The organism is Natrinema sp. 1APR25-10V2 (genome assembly GCF_031626495.1).
Taxonomy (GTDB): Archaea; Halobacteriota; Halobacteria; order Halobacteriales; family Natrialbaceae; genus Natrinema.
In genome coordinates this window covers 80,468-97,126 of record NZ_JAMQOJ010000009.1, presented here as the reverse complement: position 1 = coordinate 97,126, position 16,659 = coordinate 80,468, and the positions used below count along the sequence as shown (strand labels likewise).

17 protein-coding genes are annotated in these 16,659 nt (G+C 57.3%); 8 read left to right on the top strand and 9 right to left on the bottom strand.

Going from position 1 to position 16,659, the window contains the following annotated elements:
• Positions 1-16 precede the first annotated feature (16 nt).
• The 3 genes from NDO75_RS24710 to NDO75_RS24700 form a co-directional block, all read right to left on the bottom strand.
• Positions 17-178 carry a hypothetical protein gene (locus NDO75_RS24710; RefSeq protein ID WP_310909294.1) on the bottom strand — a complete coding sequence of 54 codons (162 nt, stop codon included), beginning with the start codon at positions 176-178 and terminating at the stop codon, positions 17-19.
• A gap of 53 nt (positions 179-231) precedes the next feature.
• Positions 232-834 (bottom strand): MarR family transcriptional regulator, encoded by a 603-nt coding sequence (locus tag NDO75_RS24705; RefSeq protein WP_310909293.1) that lies wholly within the window; start codon positions 832-834, stop codon positions 232-234.
• A 129-nt stretch (positions 835-963) separates the two neighbouring features.
• Positions 964-2,367: a permease gene (locus NDO75_RS24700; protein ID WP_310909292.1), complete on the bottom strand. Its 1,404-nt coding sequence runs from the start codon at positions 2,365-2,367 to the stop codon at positions 964-966.
• Positions 2,368-2,688: 321 nt separating this feature from the next.
• On the opposite strand from NDO75_RS24700, the gene NDO75_RS24695 reads away from it, so the two are divergent.
• Genes NDO75_RS24695 through NDO75_RS24685 form a run of 3 tightly spaced genes read left to right on the top strand, consistent with a single transcriptional unit; the run spans position 2,689 to position 4,462 of the window.
• Positions 2,689-2,988, top strand: coding sequence for a hypothetical protein (locus NDO75_RS24695; RefSeq protein ID WP_310909291.1), 300 nt, complete (start codon positions 2,689-2,691; stop codon positions 2,986-2,988).
• Between the two features lie 16 nt (positions 2,989-3,004).
• On the top strand, positions 3,005-3,538 hold the full coding sequence (locus NDO75_RS24690; RefSeq protein WP_310909290.1) for an SRPBCC family protein: 534 nt from the start codon (positions 3,005-3,007) through the stop codon (positions 3,536-3,538).
• Positions 3,539-3,562: 24 nt separating this feature from the next.
• Positions 3,563-4,462 carry a universal stress protein gene (locus NDO75_RS24685; RefSeq protein WP_310909289.1) on the top strand — a complete coding sequence of 300 codons (900 nt, stop codon included), beginning with the start codon at positions 3,563-3,565 and terminating at the stop codon, positions 4,460-4,462.
• Between the two features lie 12 nt (positions 4,463-4,474).
• Here the strand turns inward: NDO75_RS24685 and NDO75_RS24680 are convergent, their stop codons facing one another.
• From NDO75_RS24680 to NDO75_RS24670, 3 genes are read right to left on the bottom strand one after another with little or no spacing between them, the layout of a single operon-like run.
• On the bottom strand, positions 4,475-4,750 hold the full coding sequence (locus NDO75_RS24680) for a hypothetical protein (protein WP_310909288.1): 276 nt from the start codon (positions 4,748-4,750) through the stop codon (positions 4,475-4,477).
• Between the two features lie 4 nt (positions 4,751-4,754).
• Positions 4,755-5,042 (bottom strand): hypothetical protein, encoded by a 288-nt coding sequence (locus NDO75_RS24675; RefSeq protein WP_310909287.1) that lies wholly within the window; start codon positions 5,040-5,042, stop codon positions 4,755-4,757.
• Between the two features lie 2 nt (positions 5,043-5,044).
• Positions 5,045-5,395 carry a helix-turn-helix domain-containing protein gene (locus NDO75_RS24670; RefSeq protein WP_310909286.1) on the bottom strand — a complete coding sequence of 117 codons (351 nt, stop codon included), beginning with the start codon at positions 5,393-5,395 and terminating at the stop codon, positions 5,045-5,047.
• A gap of 116 nt (positions 5,396-5,511) precedes the next feature.
• Here NDO75_RS24670 and NDO75_RS24665 point away from each other — a divergent pair, with 116 nt between their 5' ends.
• Positions 5,512-6,144, top strand: coding sequence for a plastocyanin/azurin family copper-binding protein (locus tag NDO75_RS24665; protein ID WP_310909285.1), 633 nt, complete (start codon positions 5,512-5,514; stop codon positions 6,142-6,144).
• A gap of 35 nt (positions 6,145-6,179) precedes the next feature.
• Here NDO75_RS24665 and NDO75_RS24660 read toward each other — a convergent pair whose 3' ends face one another.
• Complete coding sequence (locus NDO75_RS24660) at positions 6,180-6,611, bottom strand: hypothetical protein (protein WP_310909284.1); 432 nt, start codon at positions 6,609-6,611, stop codon at positions 6,180-6,182.
• Positions 6,612-6,858: 247 nt separating this feature from the next.
• Between NDO75_RS24660 and NDO75_RS24655 the strand changes: the two genes are divergently transcribed.
• The 4 genes from NDO75_RS24655 (at position 6,859) to NDO75_RS24640 (ending at position 12,821) form a co-directional block, all read left to right on the top strand.
• Positions 6,859-7,593, top strand: a complete 735-nt coding sequence (locus tag NDO75_RS24655) for a hypothetical protein (RefSeq protein WP_310909283.1) — start codon at positions 6,859-6,861, stop codon at positions 7,591-7,593.
• A gap of 101 nt (positions 7,594-7,694) precedes the next feature.
• The gene (gene acnA, locus NDO75_RS24650; protein WP_310909282.1) at positions 7,695-10,472 is read left to right on the top strand and encodes an aconitate hydratase AcnA; all 2,778 of its coding nucleotides are present in this window, start codon (positions 7,695-7,697) and stop codon (positions 10,470-10,472) included.
• Positions 10,473-10,632: 160 nt separating this feature from the next.
• A complete protein-coding gene (locus NDO75_RS24645) occupies positions 10,633-11,187 on the top strand; it encodes a DoxX family protein (RefSeq protein ID WP_310909281.1) in 555 nt (184 codons plus the stop codon).
• A 569-nt stretch (positions 11,188-11,756) separates the two neighbouring features.
• Complete coding sequence (locus tag NDO75_RS24640; protein ID WP_310909280.1) at positions 11,757-12,821, top strand: hypothetical protein; 1,065 nt, start codon at positions 11,757-11,759, stop codon at positions 12,819-12,821.
• 1,073 nt (positions 12,822-13,894) lie between these two features.
• On the opposite strand, the gene NDO75_RS24635 is transcribed toward NDO75_RS24640, so the two are convergent.
• Together NDO75_RS24635 and NDO75_RS24630 are read right to left on the bottom strand one after the other, a co-directional pair.
• Complete coding sequence (locus tag NDO75_RS24635) at positions 13,895-14,623, bottom strand: SDR family NAD(P)-dependent oxidoreductase (protein ID WP_310909355.1); 729 nt, start codon at positions 14,621-14,623, stop codon at positions 13,895-13,897.
• Between the two features lie 87 nt (positions 14,624-14,710).
• Entirely contained in the window at positions 14,711-16,582 is a 1,872-nt protein-coding gene (locus NDO75_RS24630; RefSeq protein WP_310909279.1) for a glycoside hydrolase family 15 protein, read from the bottom strand.
• Positions 16,583-16,659: the final 77 nt, after the last annotated feature.

Genomic DNA, 16,659 nt, shown 5'->3' with positions numbered 1-16,659 from the left:
TCGACTTGGCCAGTGATTACCGAGCGAGGCGGCTTCTGAGAGTTACCAGCAATCCGGACTGATTCCCTGTCGTCTGTTCCGCATCGCGAGACTCGGACCTGTTGGTCTCCTCCTCGTCTTCGTCGAGCCTCGCCGCCTCGTAGTCCGCAATCATGTGAGCGACGTGGCGGTTACACATGCGAGAGGATACGATATCCAGCTACAAAACGGTTCGACAGGCGCTAGCAGATGCTAGCTCTGCGTCTGCTTCAGGTCGTCACTCGGATAGATCCGGTATGTCCGCCCCTGACGTTCGCGGTATAGCAGGCCACGCTTTTCGAGTGCACTGACCGTCTGGCTCACCTTGCTCTTCGAGAAGTCCGACCGATCCCGGAGTTCGATTTGCGTGATGCCCGGCGAGGAGAGGACCGGTTCGAGGATGCGGCGTTCGTCGTCCGGCAACAGGTCCAGTACGCGGGCCCGAGGCTGTGTTTCTGGATTGATGCCGTCACTTGGTTGAGCGGTGTTGGTCGACGGTTGGGATTCGAATTCAGAGCGTTCCTGGTCGATTTGATCCGAGACATCGCTCCCTTGCCGATCGACCGCTTCCGTGCTGGTGACGTCGTCGCGAATCATCAGATACCCTCCGCCGATGACAACCGAGACGAGGATGGTTCCGAGGACGTACCAAAGTGGGTTCGTTCCGTGAACTGCTCCCATTGAGGTCCCCATCATCGATCCCATCTGCTCGAACGCCTGCTGTTGCTGGTACGCTTGCCAGCTGAGTGCTCCACCGATGATAACGACGGCAGTGACGATGAGACCGACGATTGCATCGGCTCGCCGTCGATTCATCCATCCCACCTCGAGTTGCTCTGATATTCGTTCATGCATGTGAATTGGCCAGACATCGCTGTACCAGTTGTGATTGGGCTTGCAGGACCCTAGACGCCGCGCACGCTCTTCGGAGTCGAGACGCGGTGCTCAGTGATGCTCATGGCTCTGTGAAGACTCTGCCCCTGCAACCCCTGGGTGATGCTGTGCGAACTCGTTGGGATGGTTCTCGAACGAGCGTTTGCACCGCTTCGAGCAGAAGTAGTACGTCTCGCCGTCATGGGTGAGACTTGGCCCGCTATCGTCGGTCCGCATTCCACAGACCGGGTCGCGGTACTGGCCCGGGGCACCAAGGCCACGTCGGTAGACGTACAGGAGGAATCCCGAGAGCGCGAACGCGATGATGTTGAGGTAGAAGGTGTAGTTGACCTCGAAGTACTTCTGTTCGGACGCCGTCTGACCCCCAGCGAGATTCGGGATAATGTCGAGCGCCGCGAACAGTTGCTCCATGAGGAAGCCGGTGAAGGCCATCGTCACGAAGAAGACGCCGAGGATGTACAACATGACCTTCCAGCCGTAGTACTTCCGGTAGACGTTCAGGACCGGAATCGTGATGAGATCGGCGTAGACGAACGCGATGACACCGGCGAAGCTGACACCGCCGCCCCACAACGCGACGGCGAACGGGACGTTGCCGATGCTCCCGACGAAGCTTATGACGGCAATTGCCACACCCATGATGGCGTTCTCGGCGCTGACGAGTAGTCCGTCTCCCTGGATGAACAGGGTGTTCCACACCCGCTGGGGGACGAAGACGATGACGAACCCTGAAATGAGAAAGCCCGCGATGACGTCCTTCCAGATCATCGACCACTCCTTGCGATACTGATTCCCGATTTTGTACCACCCGCCCCACGAGAGCAGTTCGTCGCGCCACCCGCCACTACTGGCGACTTCCTGCTGGTATGTCTCCATACAGCCCCTCGAGCAGAACTTCAGCGTCTCGCCCCCGTCAGTCACCAGCGAGTACTCGTCTTTGCCTTCCATTCCGCAGGTCGGGTCCTCAGTGATCCCTTGGTCGCGGTCGCGTTGATTCAGTTCCTGCCGGACTTGCTCAAACAGGTTCTCGGGGAGCGTCAGATGGACGAGCATTGCCATCACGGCGATGAGAATGACGCCGCCAAGGAGTTCGGCAACCAAAAACTCCCACCCGAGGAGGATGAGGATCATCAGCCCAAGTTCGACGATCAGGTTCGTCGAGGCGAACATGAATGCCAGAAAGTTCACCGCGTGGGCCCCCTTCTTGAACAGGCCCTTACTGATGGCGACGGCGCCGAAGCTACAGCCACTACTCGCGGCGCCGAACACTGTTGCCTTCGTGAGGCCCCTCAGGTCTCCCTCTCCGAGTACTTTGGCCATTCGCTCTTTCGAGACGTAGACTTGGACGAGGCTCGTGATGACGAGCCCCATGATGATCGCCCAAGTTGCCATCCAGAGGAACCCGACGCCGATCCGTAGCGACTCGAGAATTCCGTCGACGAGGGCGGCTTGCATATCTAAACCATCACAGTCATCTGTTTTGTTAGTTGCTCTTAAGAAACGGTGGTAGTCCGGTGGGGTAATTCTTGGATTCGAAGGTACTCCGTGTTATTAGCTGTGGTTAACCGTTCGAGGACTGCGTTCGCGCTCAACAGTTACTGTGCGCCACTGATCCGGTTCGCTGATTGTTGCTTGTTCTTTCGTAGAGAGGTCTCACAGAAGTGAGCGTAGTACCGCTGTTTCTCGCGCCATAGTCCCGTGCAGTGTTGACAGAGCGACTCTCCCTTTCGAATTGTAAGAGGAACCCGCTTGAATGAGAGGAGCGTATCTCTAGTCATGAGCACGACGACCACTCATCAGGACACGTACGAACCTGAATCCACGACCAGTGTGACGCACCTCGATGCGCTGGCACTGGCGGGCGCAGCAGCAGTCGTCTCTGCCATCGTGATGCTCCTCCTCGGTGTCTTCGGAGCGGTCGGCGTCTACGAGGGGGCAGTCGAGGCGATGGAACAGTGGCACCTGTTCTTCGAGCCGACCGTCGTCGGGACGGTGGCTGGCATGGTCGAAGCAGCGGTGATCAGCTTCGTCGTGATGTACGCATTCGCATGGCTGTACAACGCCTTTGCGCGCTGAATCGAGGAATCAAGCCATGTACGTCACCGACAAAGCGGAAATCGTCATCGACGCCTCGCCCAAAGAAATCTGGGAGTACGTAACAGACCCCGTCCACTGGACGGCATCGAACCCCGAAGAACACTACGGACTCGAGTACGACACACCTGATAATCGTCCGCGCGAGGGTGCGACATTTCACCAAGCGGAAGAAGTCGCTGGGATGTACGCCGACCTGCACGGCCGCTTCCAGTACATCGATCATCCACACGTGGCGGTCTGGACTGGGACAGCGTACTATCCGGTTCTTCGTGGGCTTGTCACCGTTCGAATCCCCGAAGGTGGTACGATTCGGCTCGAAGAGACCGAGGATGGAACCCGGATGTCACACGCCGTCTGGATGGACTTCCCGAACAACCATCGGGGCCGGTTGCTAAAACGGCTCTTCACCACCGTTCTCGACGGGAAGGCCAAGCTCTACGATCACACCAACAAGGAGCTCGTCTTCTTCAAGGAACGCATCGAGTCGACAGCACATGAGCCGCCAAAACCGAGGGGCGAGAGTCCGTAGCAACATCAACGCACACATCCAACTATGTACACCGATATCCTCATCCCGACCGATGGAAGCGATAACGTCGAGCCTTCAATCCAGTGTGGACTTGACCTCGCTCGCCGATACGACGCAACCGTCCACGCCCTCCACGTCGTCGACAGTTCGCCGATCGAACGGAGGCTGGAACTGACCGCGTTGGAACCCGACCTGGAGACGCTACCGGACACGTGGTATGACGCTGGCGATGCCGCCACCCAGCAGATCGCAACTCGAGCCGCAGAACGTGGCCTCGAAGCGGTAACTGAGGTTCGCCGTGGCATTCCTGCGCGAGAAATTCGCTCCTACATCACCGACACCGGGATCGACCTGATTTGTATGGGGACACGGGGAAATACTGGCCTCGACCGAGTCCTGCTCGGCAGTGTAACGACCCGAATCGTCCGTACTGTCGATATCCCCGTGCTCAGTGTCAAAGCGAAGCAGGAGCTATCAGAATCCGAGATCCAGGGAGGCTTTGAGAATATTCTCGTCCCGACTGACGGGAGTAAGCCCGCACGAGAGGCAGTCACGCACGCTCTTGATTTGGCTCGGACGTACGATGCAACACTTCATGCTCTCTACGTTGTGGATAGAGGTGCCTACGCGTCTCGTCCGGGATGGACGTGGGACGAACTGCAACAAGTACTGGAGCAAAACGGAGAGGCTGTCGTAGAAGATGTCCAGTCCCGGGCAGCTGCCGACGGTATTTCAGTTGCTGCTGAGATCACCCACGGCGTTCCTCATCAGGCAATAGGGGAATACTGCGATCAACACGAGACCGATCTCATCGTGATGGGAACACATGGACGATCCGGTCTTTCGCGACGCCTCATCGGGAGTGTGACCGAACGGGTTCTCTGGAACTCGGATGAGCCGGTTTTGACTATTCGAGGAGTATAGACGCGACTTGAGCTACCGGCGAAGCGAGATGAGGAGGACCACGAATCCGAGACCGATGGCGACCGATTCGATGATGTGGACAAGAGCGAGATCGAGCCCCCCGAACTCGAACAGTACTCCTTCGATGAACACACCGAGTGTGATGATTCCAAAGCCAATTGCAGCGTTTCGCATATAGTACGTCCCCGTTCGTCGATACGCCTCGAAACTGTAGTACGTGATCAGAATACCGAGTGCGAGTACGAGCGTGCGGACGACTAGGAGAATAGCTGTTGTCGTATCCACCATTCACTTACTCCTCCAATTTCTTCGAGTCGCGTCCGTACAGAGCGTACAGGATCGTGAGCATACCAATCGCGACGATGGCCGTTGCCACTGTTCCCGCATCACGGAAGGTCAGGCCAACCACGTCGAACAAGATTCCTTCGACGATCGCGCCGAAGCTGATGGTGGCGAAACCAACCGCAAGGTACAGCATAGATTGGCTGTTACTACGCCGATATCCTCGATAGGCCTGATAGGCGATCAGGAATCCCAGAACCATTGTAACGAGCTTTGCGACGATGAGTCCAGGGTGCATAGTTATTCGTTCCTCATTGTGTCCCAGATACGCGTAAAGCGGTCGGCGGCGTCTTCACGGAGTTCGATGCGAACGTCGAAGCCAGTCTCGAGGAGTTGGATGTCGACGCGTTTGAGTCGGGCCTCATATTCGCTGTAGTGGTGACCGTCTGGATCGACATGTGTTCGCTCGATAAGCAGGTCATACTCCAGTAATGTGTTGACCCGTCTGGAAACCGTCGAGACAGACATATCGCACACTTCGCTGAGTTCCTTCGCAGACATCTGTTTTCGGCGAGTCGCCTCGAGGATGGCGCGTGCGTAGTCGTCGTCAAGGATTTCGAGGACCCCCGAGATGTCTCGCTCCTCACTCACAGTCCGTGTTGTTGTGAACGGGTATATAAAGAAACGCCGATTTGCTGACCCAGCAAATCTGCTTTCCGAACTATATCCCCCGAGTGTGTATGTTCAAATGTAAGGTGGCCGATGTCATGACCGACTCACTCACGCGTCGACGGATGCTCCAGCTGACTGGCGGTGCGGCAGTCGTTGGCCTCGCCGGTTGCACCGGGACACAGAACAACGACGACGGGGCGGCAAACGGATCACCGACTGAGAGTGGCCACGACGAGACCTCTACGGAATCTGGTCACAGTGACGACGAGGATAGTCACGACGAAGCGGTCGGGGCGCCATCCGATACGGCCGAGGTGAATATGCTCACCCAAGACGGGGGCTACCACTTCGAGCCTCACGTCGTGCGGGTGAACGTCGGTGGGACCGTGACCTGGCACAACGAGAGCGGGAGTCACTCGACGACCGCGTACCACTCCGACAACGACCAGCCCCAGCTCGTTCCCGACGGAGCGGCGTCTTGGGACAGTGGCATCGTCTCTGAACAGGGGGCAACGTTCGAACACACGTTCGAAACCGAGGGGGTCTACCACTACTACTGCACGCCCCACGAGAGCCTCGGGATGATCGGGAGTGTCATCGTCGGTGAACCGGATCCTCACGAGCAGGTCGCCCTCGAGGATCCGCCGGCCGACAAGCCCGATCGGGTCCGCGAGAAGCTCGAAGAACTGAACGGGATGAGTCGGACAGCCCTCGGCGACGACCACTAATCACTCCTGGAAGTTTTTCAGCAGCGCGTCTCCTCCTACCGTACGAGTAGGTTGTACCCGATATGGAGTACCGCGAGGCCGAGATATCCAAGAATGAGTACCGCTAGAGTTCGTCGCGAGAGCGACGGGAAGCCGATCTCGTCGGTACCGTGAATCCGCTCGCCGAGCGCGTACGCGAACCGTCCGGCAAGGAGTGCGAACGGCAGGTGAACGAACAGCAGCGGGAGCACGAGCGAGTCGAACTGGGCTGTCGCCTCGAGACGTGACAGGTATTCGAGTTTGAGCAACAGTTCGAGGAAGGCGACCGTCAGACCGGAGGCCACGGTTGCGAGTAGTCCCTCGGTTTTCGAGAGGAGTTGGCCTTGCCAGTAGCTCCAGCCGTAGAAAACGAGTATAAGGGGGATGAGACGGACGAACGCCTCCTCGATGAGCCCGACCAGAAGTGTCCACGTGGCCGCGGTCGTCATCTGAAGTAGGGCGAGTTCGAACTGAGAGGCACTCCACACTCCGATACCGGTCACGACGCTACTTACGACAGTCAATCCCACCAGTGACCGGTAGTGTGACGGCATGGGTGACAACGACCGTTTCATACGTGAGAGTGCAGTCAAAATAGGCGTACCCGTTCGAAGCCCGCACTGCAAAGAGCTTTTATTACCCTCCACATGTTACTCACTCACACGAATACTAACCGTAGCCGCTCACCATACTGCTATGCCACCCGACGAACCTGCTTCCGTCTCTCGGTCGGCTGATAGGGAGCACGACGTAATCGGCCGGATTGAAGAGAGAGTTCTGTCGCGTCGGGCGTTTCTTGCCGGACTCGGCCTGGGGAGCGTTGGGGGTGCCGGTGCGGTTTTCGGTCTCACGCGAGCGGGGGAGGGATTTCAGTCGCTGGCGACACTCGCTGGTGGGGCCACACTTCCCGAAACAACACGGTACTATCTCCCAGCAGTCGACGGCTCCGATAGCGGCCTCATGGTCCCGGTGACATTCGAGTTCACGGACGGAGAGGGCGAGTTGTTCGTGAACCTGAATGGGATCGAAGTCCGCCACGATCTCCAGCTCGCGCTCCGTGAAGCGATTGCGACGGCCACGCGGCTCACCGACAGCTCGCTTGCCGGAACGGCGACGCACGTCACGTTCGATTCTCCCACGGACAGTGTGCTCGCGCTTCGCGGGAAGAGTTGGGAAGCAGGACTCACGGTCACCCTCGTCGCCAGCCTCCGCCAGCAGTCACTCACACCGGAGACGCTCATCACGGGAATCGTCGACGACGAGGGAGCGTTGCTTCCCGTTGGGGAGATCGAGACGAAAGCCCGTGCAGCACGAGCACTCGATGCACAGGTGCTGGTCATCCCGGCAGACGAACCGACAGAAGTAGCTGTTTCGGGGCTCCATATCGTCAGAGTCCACTCGATATCGGAGGCACTTAACCGGATTCTGTGATCGAAGCCCTCCGCGACACCTGGATGAAGTGTGTGCAGTGACTGGCTCTTCCGATTGTTCGGAGCCAACAATTCAAGGGCTGGGTGAGCGTAGCTCACATCATGGACGATACTGATCCTTTCGACGCGATACGTGAATTCGAGTTCGACGGGGACGCCTATCAAATGGCGGATCTCACCGCTCTCGAAGAGGCCGGCCTCTGCGAACTGGACCGCCTTCCGGTCAGCATCCGGGTCCTCCTCGAATCCGTCCTTCGGAACGTCGACGATGACACCATTACGGCCGAGGACGTTCGAAACGTCGCTTCGTGGCAGCCTGACGTGCCGGATGTCGAACTTCCGTTCACGCCGTCGCGGGTCGTCCTCCAGGACCTCACTGGTGTCCCCGCTGTCGTCGACCTTGCGGCACTCCGCTCGGCGGTTGAGCGCAAGGGCGAGGATCCAACCCTCGTCGAGCCGGAGATCCCGTGCGATCTCGTCATCGACCACAGCGTTCAGGTCGACTACTTCGGCTCTGAGGACGCGTACGAGAAGAACGTCGAACTGGAGTACGAGCGCAACGGCGAACGCTATCGAGCGCTCAAGTGGGCCCAACAGGCCTTCGACGACTTCCGCGTCGTGCCGCCGGGAACGGGGATCGTCCACCAGGTAAACCTTGAGTATCTCGGTCAGGTCGTCCACGCCCGCGAACATGATGGCGAGCAGTGGCTGCTCCCCGACACCCTCGTCGGAACTGATAGCCACACGCCGATGATCGGTGGTATCGGCGTCGTCGGCTGGGGCGTTGGCGGCATCGAGGCGGAAGCCGCGATGCTCGGCCAGCCCATCACGATGAAGCTCCCCGAGGTCGTCGGCGTCCGACTCACGGGCGACCTCCCCGAGGGCGCGACCGCGACCGACCTCGTGCTCCACGTCACGGAGCAGCTCCGCGAGGTCGGGGTTGTCGACCGCTTCGTTGAGTTCTTCGGACCGGGCGTGTCGAACCTCACTGTTCCGGACCGGGCGACCATCGCGAACATGGCGCCCGAACAGGGTTCGACCATCTCGATGTTCGGGGTGGACGAGGCGACTCTCGATTATCTCGAGCTTACGGGACGCGACGAGAAGCACATCGAACTGGTCCGTGAATATCTCGACGCTCAAGGGTTGTTCGGCGAGCAGAGTCCCGAATACACCGAAACGGTCGAACTCGATCTCTCGACGATTACGCCCAGTCTCGCCGGGCCGAAGCGGCCTCAGGACCGCGTCCCGATGGACGACATGAAGACGCACTTCCGTGGATTGGTCCACGGTGAACTCGAAAACGAATTGGACGAAATCGACGAGGATGCGCTCACCCGATGGCTTGGCGAAAGCAGCGCTGCCGATGACCGACCGGACCCCGACCTTCCGGAGACGGACGTCGGCGACCTCGACAAACTGGTCGAAGTCGACGTACACGGCGAAACGACTGAAATCGGCCACGGGAGCGTCGTAGTTAGCGCCATCACCAGCTGTACGAACACGTCGAACCCTTCGGTGATGCTCGCGGCGGGTCTACTCGCTCGCAACGCTGTCGAGCATGGGCTTGACGTCCCCGCGTACGTTAAGACGAGTCTCGCTCCGGGAAGTCGCGTTGTCACCCAATATCTCGAGGAATCGGGCCTCCTTCCGTATCTCGAAGATCTCGGCTACAACGTTGTCGGCTACGGCTGTACGACCTGTATCGGGAATGCCGGACCACTGCCCGAGCCGATCGAACGCGCGATCGACGCCGAAGACCTCTGGACGACGAGTGTCCTCTCGGGCAATCGCAACTTCGAGGCGCGAATCCACCCGAAGATCCGGGCGAACTACCTCGCCAGTCCGCCGCTCGTGGTCGCCTACGGCCTCGCCGGCCGCATGGACATTGACCTCGAACACGACCCGCTCGGAACGGACGCTGACGGCGACCCGGTCTATCTCGCAGACATTTGGCCTACCCCCGAGGAGATTCATACGGCGGTTCACGATAGCGTTGACTCGTCGATGTTCGAGGAGAAGTACGCCGAGGTGTTCGAGGGGGACGAACACTGGGAGGCGCTTGATGCGCCGACCGGTGACGTCTACGAGTGGGATAATTCTTCGACGTATATCCGAGAGCCGCCGTTTTTCAAGGACTTCCCGCTGGAGAAACCTGACGTGGCGGACGTTGAAGACGCCCGCACGCTCCTGTTGCTCGGTGACACGGTCACCACGGACCACATCAGTCCTGCCGGACCGTTCAGTCGCGAGCAACCGGCTGGGGAATGGCTCGTCGAGCGCGGTGTCGAACCGCACGAGTTCAACACGTACGGTGCTCGGCGAGGGAATCACGAGGTGATGATGCGCGGGACGTTTGCGAACGTCCGTATCGAGAATCAGATGCTCGACGACGTCGAAGGTGGCTACACGATTCACAACCCCACGGACGAACAGACGACGGTCTTCGAGGCCAGTCGTCGCTACCGCGAGAACGACACGCCGCTTGTCGTGTTCGCTGGCGAGGAACTCGGAACGGGATCGAGTCGTGACTGGGCCGCGAAGGGGACGGATCTGTTGGGAGTCCGTGCTACCATCGCCGAAAGTTACGAACGAATCTTTCGCGACAACCTCGTCGGTATGGGTGTCCTCCCGCTGCAGTTCCAAGAGGGAGACTCGTGGGAGTCACTCGGCCTCGACGGCTCGGAGATCATCGCGATCCGTGGCCTTGACGACGGGTTGGACGTGAACGACGAGCTTACCGTCCTCGCAGAACGGGCTGATGGATCGACCGTCGAATTCCCGGTTACTGCCCAGGTCGGTACGCCTGCAGCCGTTCGATACGTCGAGAACGGGGGCATCCTCCACCTCGTCCTTCGACGGCTACTCTCGCAAAAATAGGGGCACTTCCCCGTTTCTCCGCTCGAACTCGAGACAGCTCGAGGATTGCCGGATGTGATACACTACGACGCCGGCTCCTACTCCAAAAACAATGGCACATCCTCACGTGAATCGGCGGGGAGACGCATCTTTATATAATTCCCACAAATCAGTCTACAGTATGTCATCACAAGAAGTCCAACTACAAAGCTCAATTGGCGGATTTACGGCGAGCGGGAAGCTTCACACCCTGAGCGTCTGGTTCATCCTTGCACTACGACTGATGATGGGGATCGCGTTCTTCCAGAGTGGTGTAGATAAAGTTCTCTCTGGCGAGTTCAGCGCTGGAGGCTATCTAACGGGGGCTGTCCCGAACAATGGGAGTCCACTCGCAGATCTGTTCGTCGCGATGGGGAACACGCCGTGGTTCGTTGAGTTCGTGAATATTGCAGTGCCGTGGGGTGAGGTGTTAATCGGCCTTGGGCTGTTATTCGGCGCTCTCACCCGATTCGCCGCGTTCTGGGGAGCGTTCATGATGCTCTTATTTTACTTCGGGAACTGGGACATCGCGCACGGCTACATTAACGGCGATTTCGCGTATATGCTTGTCTTCCTTTCAGTTGCAGCGTTCGGTGCAGGTCGGATACTTGGCCTTGACGCGTATATCGAACAGTACGAGGTAGGGGGCGTTCCACTTGTAGAACGGTATCCCTGGGCCCGTTACCTTCTCGGATAAGTTATTGTATCCGGTGGAGAAATCTATAGACTGACTCGGAATATTGGTAGGGCGTCGGCGGTCGATTTGTCTATTACCGACCCTACAGCCGGGGGATGGGCGCTAATCGTTATTGTCGTTATTTATTGGTTAATTTATCTATATTTCTCCCCTGATAGCTGGCGCGAGTGGGTCGGGGCAGGTGTGGTGCAAGCGTTTATCATCGCGTTGTATGCGGAGATGTACGGATTTTCGCTCACGATCTATCTGCTAGTCCGATTTTTCGGACTCAATCAGCTAGGTCCACACTGCTTCTCGGTGAACGCGCATAGAGGCGAAGTTCTACAGGCCAGATAGAAGGGACTCCCGAGCGTACAGCAAATACGACACATATGGATCTAACCGGGGGATTAGGTAGTTTTCTCCGAAGCGCTCGCGCAAATGCGACAGTCGCTTGGTTACTGTTGTTCGGTGTTGGGTCTATTGCTGCGGTTTCCGTAGTGGTTGGAGATCTCTTGTGGGCAGGGTTTGCGCTAGCGATCATTGCCATTGCCTTGGTCCCCCCAGCCACGTTTCGAGCCGGGCGTGTTATGCTGCCGTGGGAAGTACTCGCCCTCGTAACGTTTCCGCTTGCCGGCCGAGTTCTCGCCTCAGGAGGAATGACACAGCTGCTCGCATCCCATGTTGCGATTGCGGCACTTGCACTTATCGTCGCTGTGGAGTTACATGTATTCACGCCAGTCCGGATGACTGACTGGTTCGCCGTCGCATTCGTAATCGTCACCACGCTCGCGACGGCTGGGCTCTGGGCGGTCGTTCAGTGGGTATCTGACGTAATTCTCGGAACGCAGCTCATCCCGAACCTCCGGATACTCATGATTCACTTTACCGGGGCGACGATTGCAGGTTTCGGCGCTGGAATCCTATTCACGTACTACTTCCGCCGAACCAGTACCGTCCATCACCGGTGTTGCCCAGGATTTGATCTTCGAGACCAGCCAGTCGCGCCAGCTTATCCTTCCGTAAAGTTCCGAGACCGTATTGGCATCTCCAAGCAGCGTGAACATCAAGTCGTCCGCATCCTCCAGTTATCACTCGCCGGGTTCTTCGTGATTGGGCTCAGCCAGGGTGATCTGAGTGTTATTGTCAACAGCAGCCTTGCATTTTTTGTGACGCAGTTACCGGCGGTTCTTGAACGTGACTATCACCTGTCGATGGACTCGGGTTTAGTACTCTGGATTACAGCTGCAGTCTTTGTCCACGCCGTTGGAGCACTCGGACCGTATCAGACGGTCTGGTGGTGGGACAACGTCGCGCACGCACTCTCTGCGTCGGTCGTCGCAGCTGTCGGATACACAACGGTACGGGCTGTCAGTATCTATTCAAGCGAAGTCTCAATCCCACCGCGGCTACTTGCCATCTTTGTTCTCCTGTTTGTCGTTGCTGCCGGTGTGTTCTGGGAGGTGATTGAGTTTCTCGCAGGTCATTTAGCCATACTCGTCGGATTTGACGGTGTTCTCATCCAATACGGGGTCACAGACACCGTACTCGACATCGTCTTCGACATCATCGGTGGTCTGATAGTTGCGACGTGGGGGGCAGCCTATCTGTCGGTCCCAATTCGTGACTTAACGGATTGGCTTGACCGCCAATAATAACGTCAGATCGTCGGGTCTACTACCTACTATTACCTAGGAGACAAGAAAGGACATCAGGGTGTACGCCTAGTATTACAGCATGAAGCTCTCGAGACAAACGATGGCCTCAAACCCGCTCGATCAGCGCTGCAACCACTGTGGCCTTCCGTTCCCCATGCCCCCGATTATCGAAGAGGTCGACGGGACAACGCATGCCTTTTGTTCGAGGATGTGCCGCGATGCCTATCTCGATCATCAGTCTAGTGAGCCAGTTTATCACGGATTGGAACGAGTAAAAACAGGAGTCGCCGGACTCGATACCCAGCTACCGGAATCGCTCCCCCGAAACGCATGCGTTTTAGTCACGAATGCGCCCGGATCTCGGTGGGAGGCACTTGCTGCGGAACTCATCTGGCGAACGCTTAGACGGGACGAGCCAGCTATCGTTGTGACGTTCCAGGAACCTCCAATTTCTGTCGTTCAACAGTTACTCACTCTCGAGTGGAACGTAATCCCGTATCTCGAAGCCGGTCTCCTCCGTATCGTTGATTGCTTCACGTACCGAGTCTCTGCATACGACCGGACTGTGAGCCGGTTCACGGACTGGAATAGCTACCTGTACAAGGTTGTCAATAGTACGACGACACGTCTATCAGACCTCAACACTATGGAGGGGGTGCACTCACGGATTGACTCCATCGCCGAAGATTTAGAAATGCGAGGACAGGGTATCGTACTGATTGATTCACTCTATGAGCTCGGAACTCTCACGCAATCCGTTCACGCACACACGTTCGTGAAGGATATTCGCGCCGACCTCTCAAAAGGGCGGTTCGTCCCCGTGTTCGGTGGTGCGTCTACAACCGTCGACGATGAGTTTCCCCACAGTATGGCGTATCTCTTCGATGGTCTCATCGAACTATCTCTCTGGCAAACCCCCTCATCTCCCCATTTCCAAAAGCAGGTCTGCATCCCACAGATGCAAGGTGCAATGACCTCCCCTCAATGGATCCCATTTGAATATGAACCCCAACGTGGGATGGTCTTACTCAACCCAAACGATGAAATGACTCCGTCGATCCCATCCCCCATTAGTGAGCCGTCCATCCACCGTCGACAGGAATTGCAGCGCCCGTAATGTAAGATGCTTCATCAGACGCGAGAAACGCGGCGATACCACCGATTTCATCGGGTTGGGCGACTCGCCCTATCGGCGTTTCACCCCGAACAAAATCGTAGAACTGCTCCTGACCGAGATACTCCTCAACCATCGCGGTCTCGACGAATCCTGGACAGATTACATTGGCCCGGACACCGTCACTCGCATAGTCGATAGCAATGGTTCGAGTCAGGTTCACAACACCGCCTTTCGCAGCAGAATAGGCTGGTGCGCCGGGCCCTCCGACCAGGCCGAAGATGGATGCGACGTTCACAATCGACCCGTCTGACTCAACGAGATGCGGCAACGCTGCCTTCGATCCGTACATGACGCCATCGAGGTTGACTTGTAGTACCTGTTGCCAATCGTCGACAGACATTTCACCGAGAGGGGCGGCCTGACCGATACCAGCGTTGTTGACGATGACGTCAAGACTACCGTAGTTATCGACAGTGGATTCCACGAGATCGTCCACCTGTTCGTAGTTAGCGACATCACACTGGAAGAACGTACAGCCAAGATCCGTTGCAGTTTCTTGTCCGACGTCTTCCCGGCGACCTGCGATAACCACGTTTGCGCCCCAATCGAGATACTTCTCTGCGATAGCGCGCCCAATCCCACTCGTTCCGCCGGTGACTATTGCAGTCTTGCTGTCGAGCATCACACGAGCCAGTTCAACCGGTGTATCCAAAAAATGACTGGCGCTAACACGATACACGCCTCTGTTTCAAACCCGTTCTTGCTACCATTACGAATCGCTAGGTTCTCTATCTAACTCAAGCTTATCACTCGGTCTAGTACGACCTGGGGGTTTCGGCGTCGCAGTAGTAGACTCCGTCGCCCTCGCAATGGAGAGTGCGCTAGTAACAAGGCCGATGTGACTGAACGCCTGCGGGAAATTTCCGCGTTGCTCCCCAGTGGCTGGATCGATTTCTTCAGCGAACAGGCCTAGAGGGCCCGCATACGCGAGGACGTTTCGGTAGATACGAGTTGCCTCCTCAATGCGGCCGGAGAGGGCCAGCGCATCAACGAGCCAGAATGAACACAGAACGAACGCGCCTTCATCGCCGGGAACCCCGTCTGGACCATCATACCGGTAGACGAGTCCGTCGTCAGTCGTCAGCCGATCGATAATTGCATCTATGGTCCCCTGTACCCGTGAATCAGTAGCAGGGAGAAATCCGACAACGGGGATCAGCAGACTTGTCGCATCAAGGGCATCGTCAGCTTCAAACGAACGAACGAAACAACCTAGGTCCTGATCGTATCCCCGATCCAGAACAGCCTCCCTTATGTCCTCACGACGCGCTCGCCACCGCTGGACTGGACCCGCTACGTCCGTCTTCTCGACGATGTCGATACCCCTGTCGAGAGCCGCCCAGCACATCACTTTCGAGTAGACGAAGTGGCGCGGCTCACTTCGCACTTCCCAGATACCGAAGTCAGGTTCAGACCAGCCGTCGCAGACGTAGTTCAACAGCTTGCGAATGAACTCCCAATCTGTCGACGCCATCTCGTCACTCTGGACGATGGTTTCGTAGAACCCGAGCACTAGTTCACCGTACACGTCAAGTTGATGCTGATGGCGAGCAGCGTTTCCGACACGGACGGGTGTAGATTGCCGGTATCCATCCAAGTGATCGAGAGTCTCCTCCAGTGGCACGCTACCTCCGTGTAAGCCATATACTGGTGGGATTGTCGCGGGATCGTGTCTGCGACAGTGGTCAAGACAAAGCTGGAAGTACTTCTCTGCTTCTGCAGCATGCCCCATCTCGGATAGTGCTTGCACAGCGAATACTGCGTCCCGTATCCAATTGTATCGGTAGTCCCAGTTACGGACACCGCCGATTTCTTCTGGAAGCGAGGTTGTTGGGGCAGCACAGATGGCGCCAGTGTCTCTATGTGTGAGCAGTTTCAGCGTTAGTGTTGACCGGATTACAAGGTCGTGCCACTCGTTGTGAACGGGCGTACTCGACTGATCTTCGGCTTGATGGGTCCATTGCTTCCAGTAGCGGACGACTTCCTCTAGAACCTGCTGTGGGTTCTTCGGTTGCCACTTTTGGTCTACTCCGTACCCGAGAACGAACCATTCCGGATCGTCGACACCTATTGTCGCATTGACGTTCGCAGATGTCGATGATAACGGTAGTGGAATTGAACTCGAAAGTACGAGTTGGTCGACATTGGCCGTCGCAACGACCCCGTGATCTATTGTATCGATCGTCGGCTGGAGGCGGGCATAGTCAAACTGGGGTTTGAACTCAATGTCTAGTTCGACCGGACCGCTGTCACATGTAACCCGTCGGAAGATAGTTGAAGGCAGTACACCGTCGACGTCCGGGACAGGCATGAAGTCAGTCACTGTCACCTGCCCGGAATCGGTCCGAAACTCGGTCTGAAGAACGTTGGTGTCCTTGATGTACCCCTGCGTGGATTCGAACGATTCAGAGGGCGAGACTGAGAAGTGACCACCCTGCTCGCTATCGAGAAGTCGGGCGAATACACTCGGTGACTCGACGTGTGGGAAACAACACCAGTCGATCGCCCCATTGTTCCCAACCAACGCGACCGTCTCTAGGTTACCAATGGCGCCGTATGCTTCGAGTGGGGTGTAGTCCATAGTCCCAGATTGCGTCTACGTATAGAGCTGGTAGTACGATCCCCGGGCTAATTAAGCCAGATGCCCCGGAGGGATAG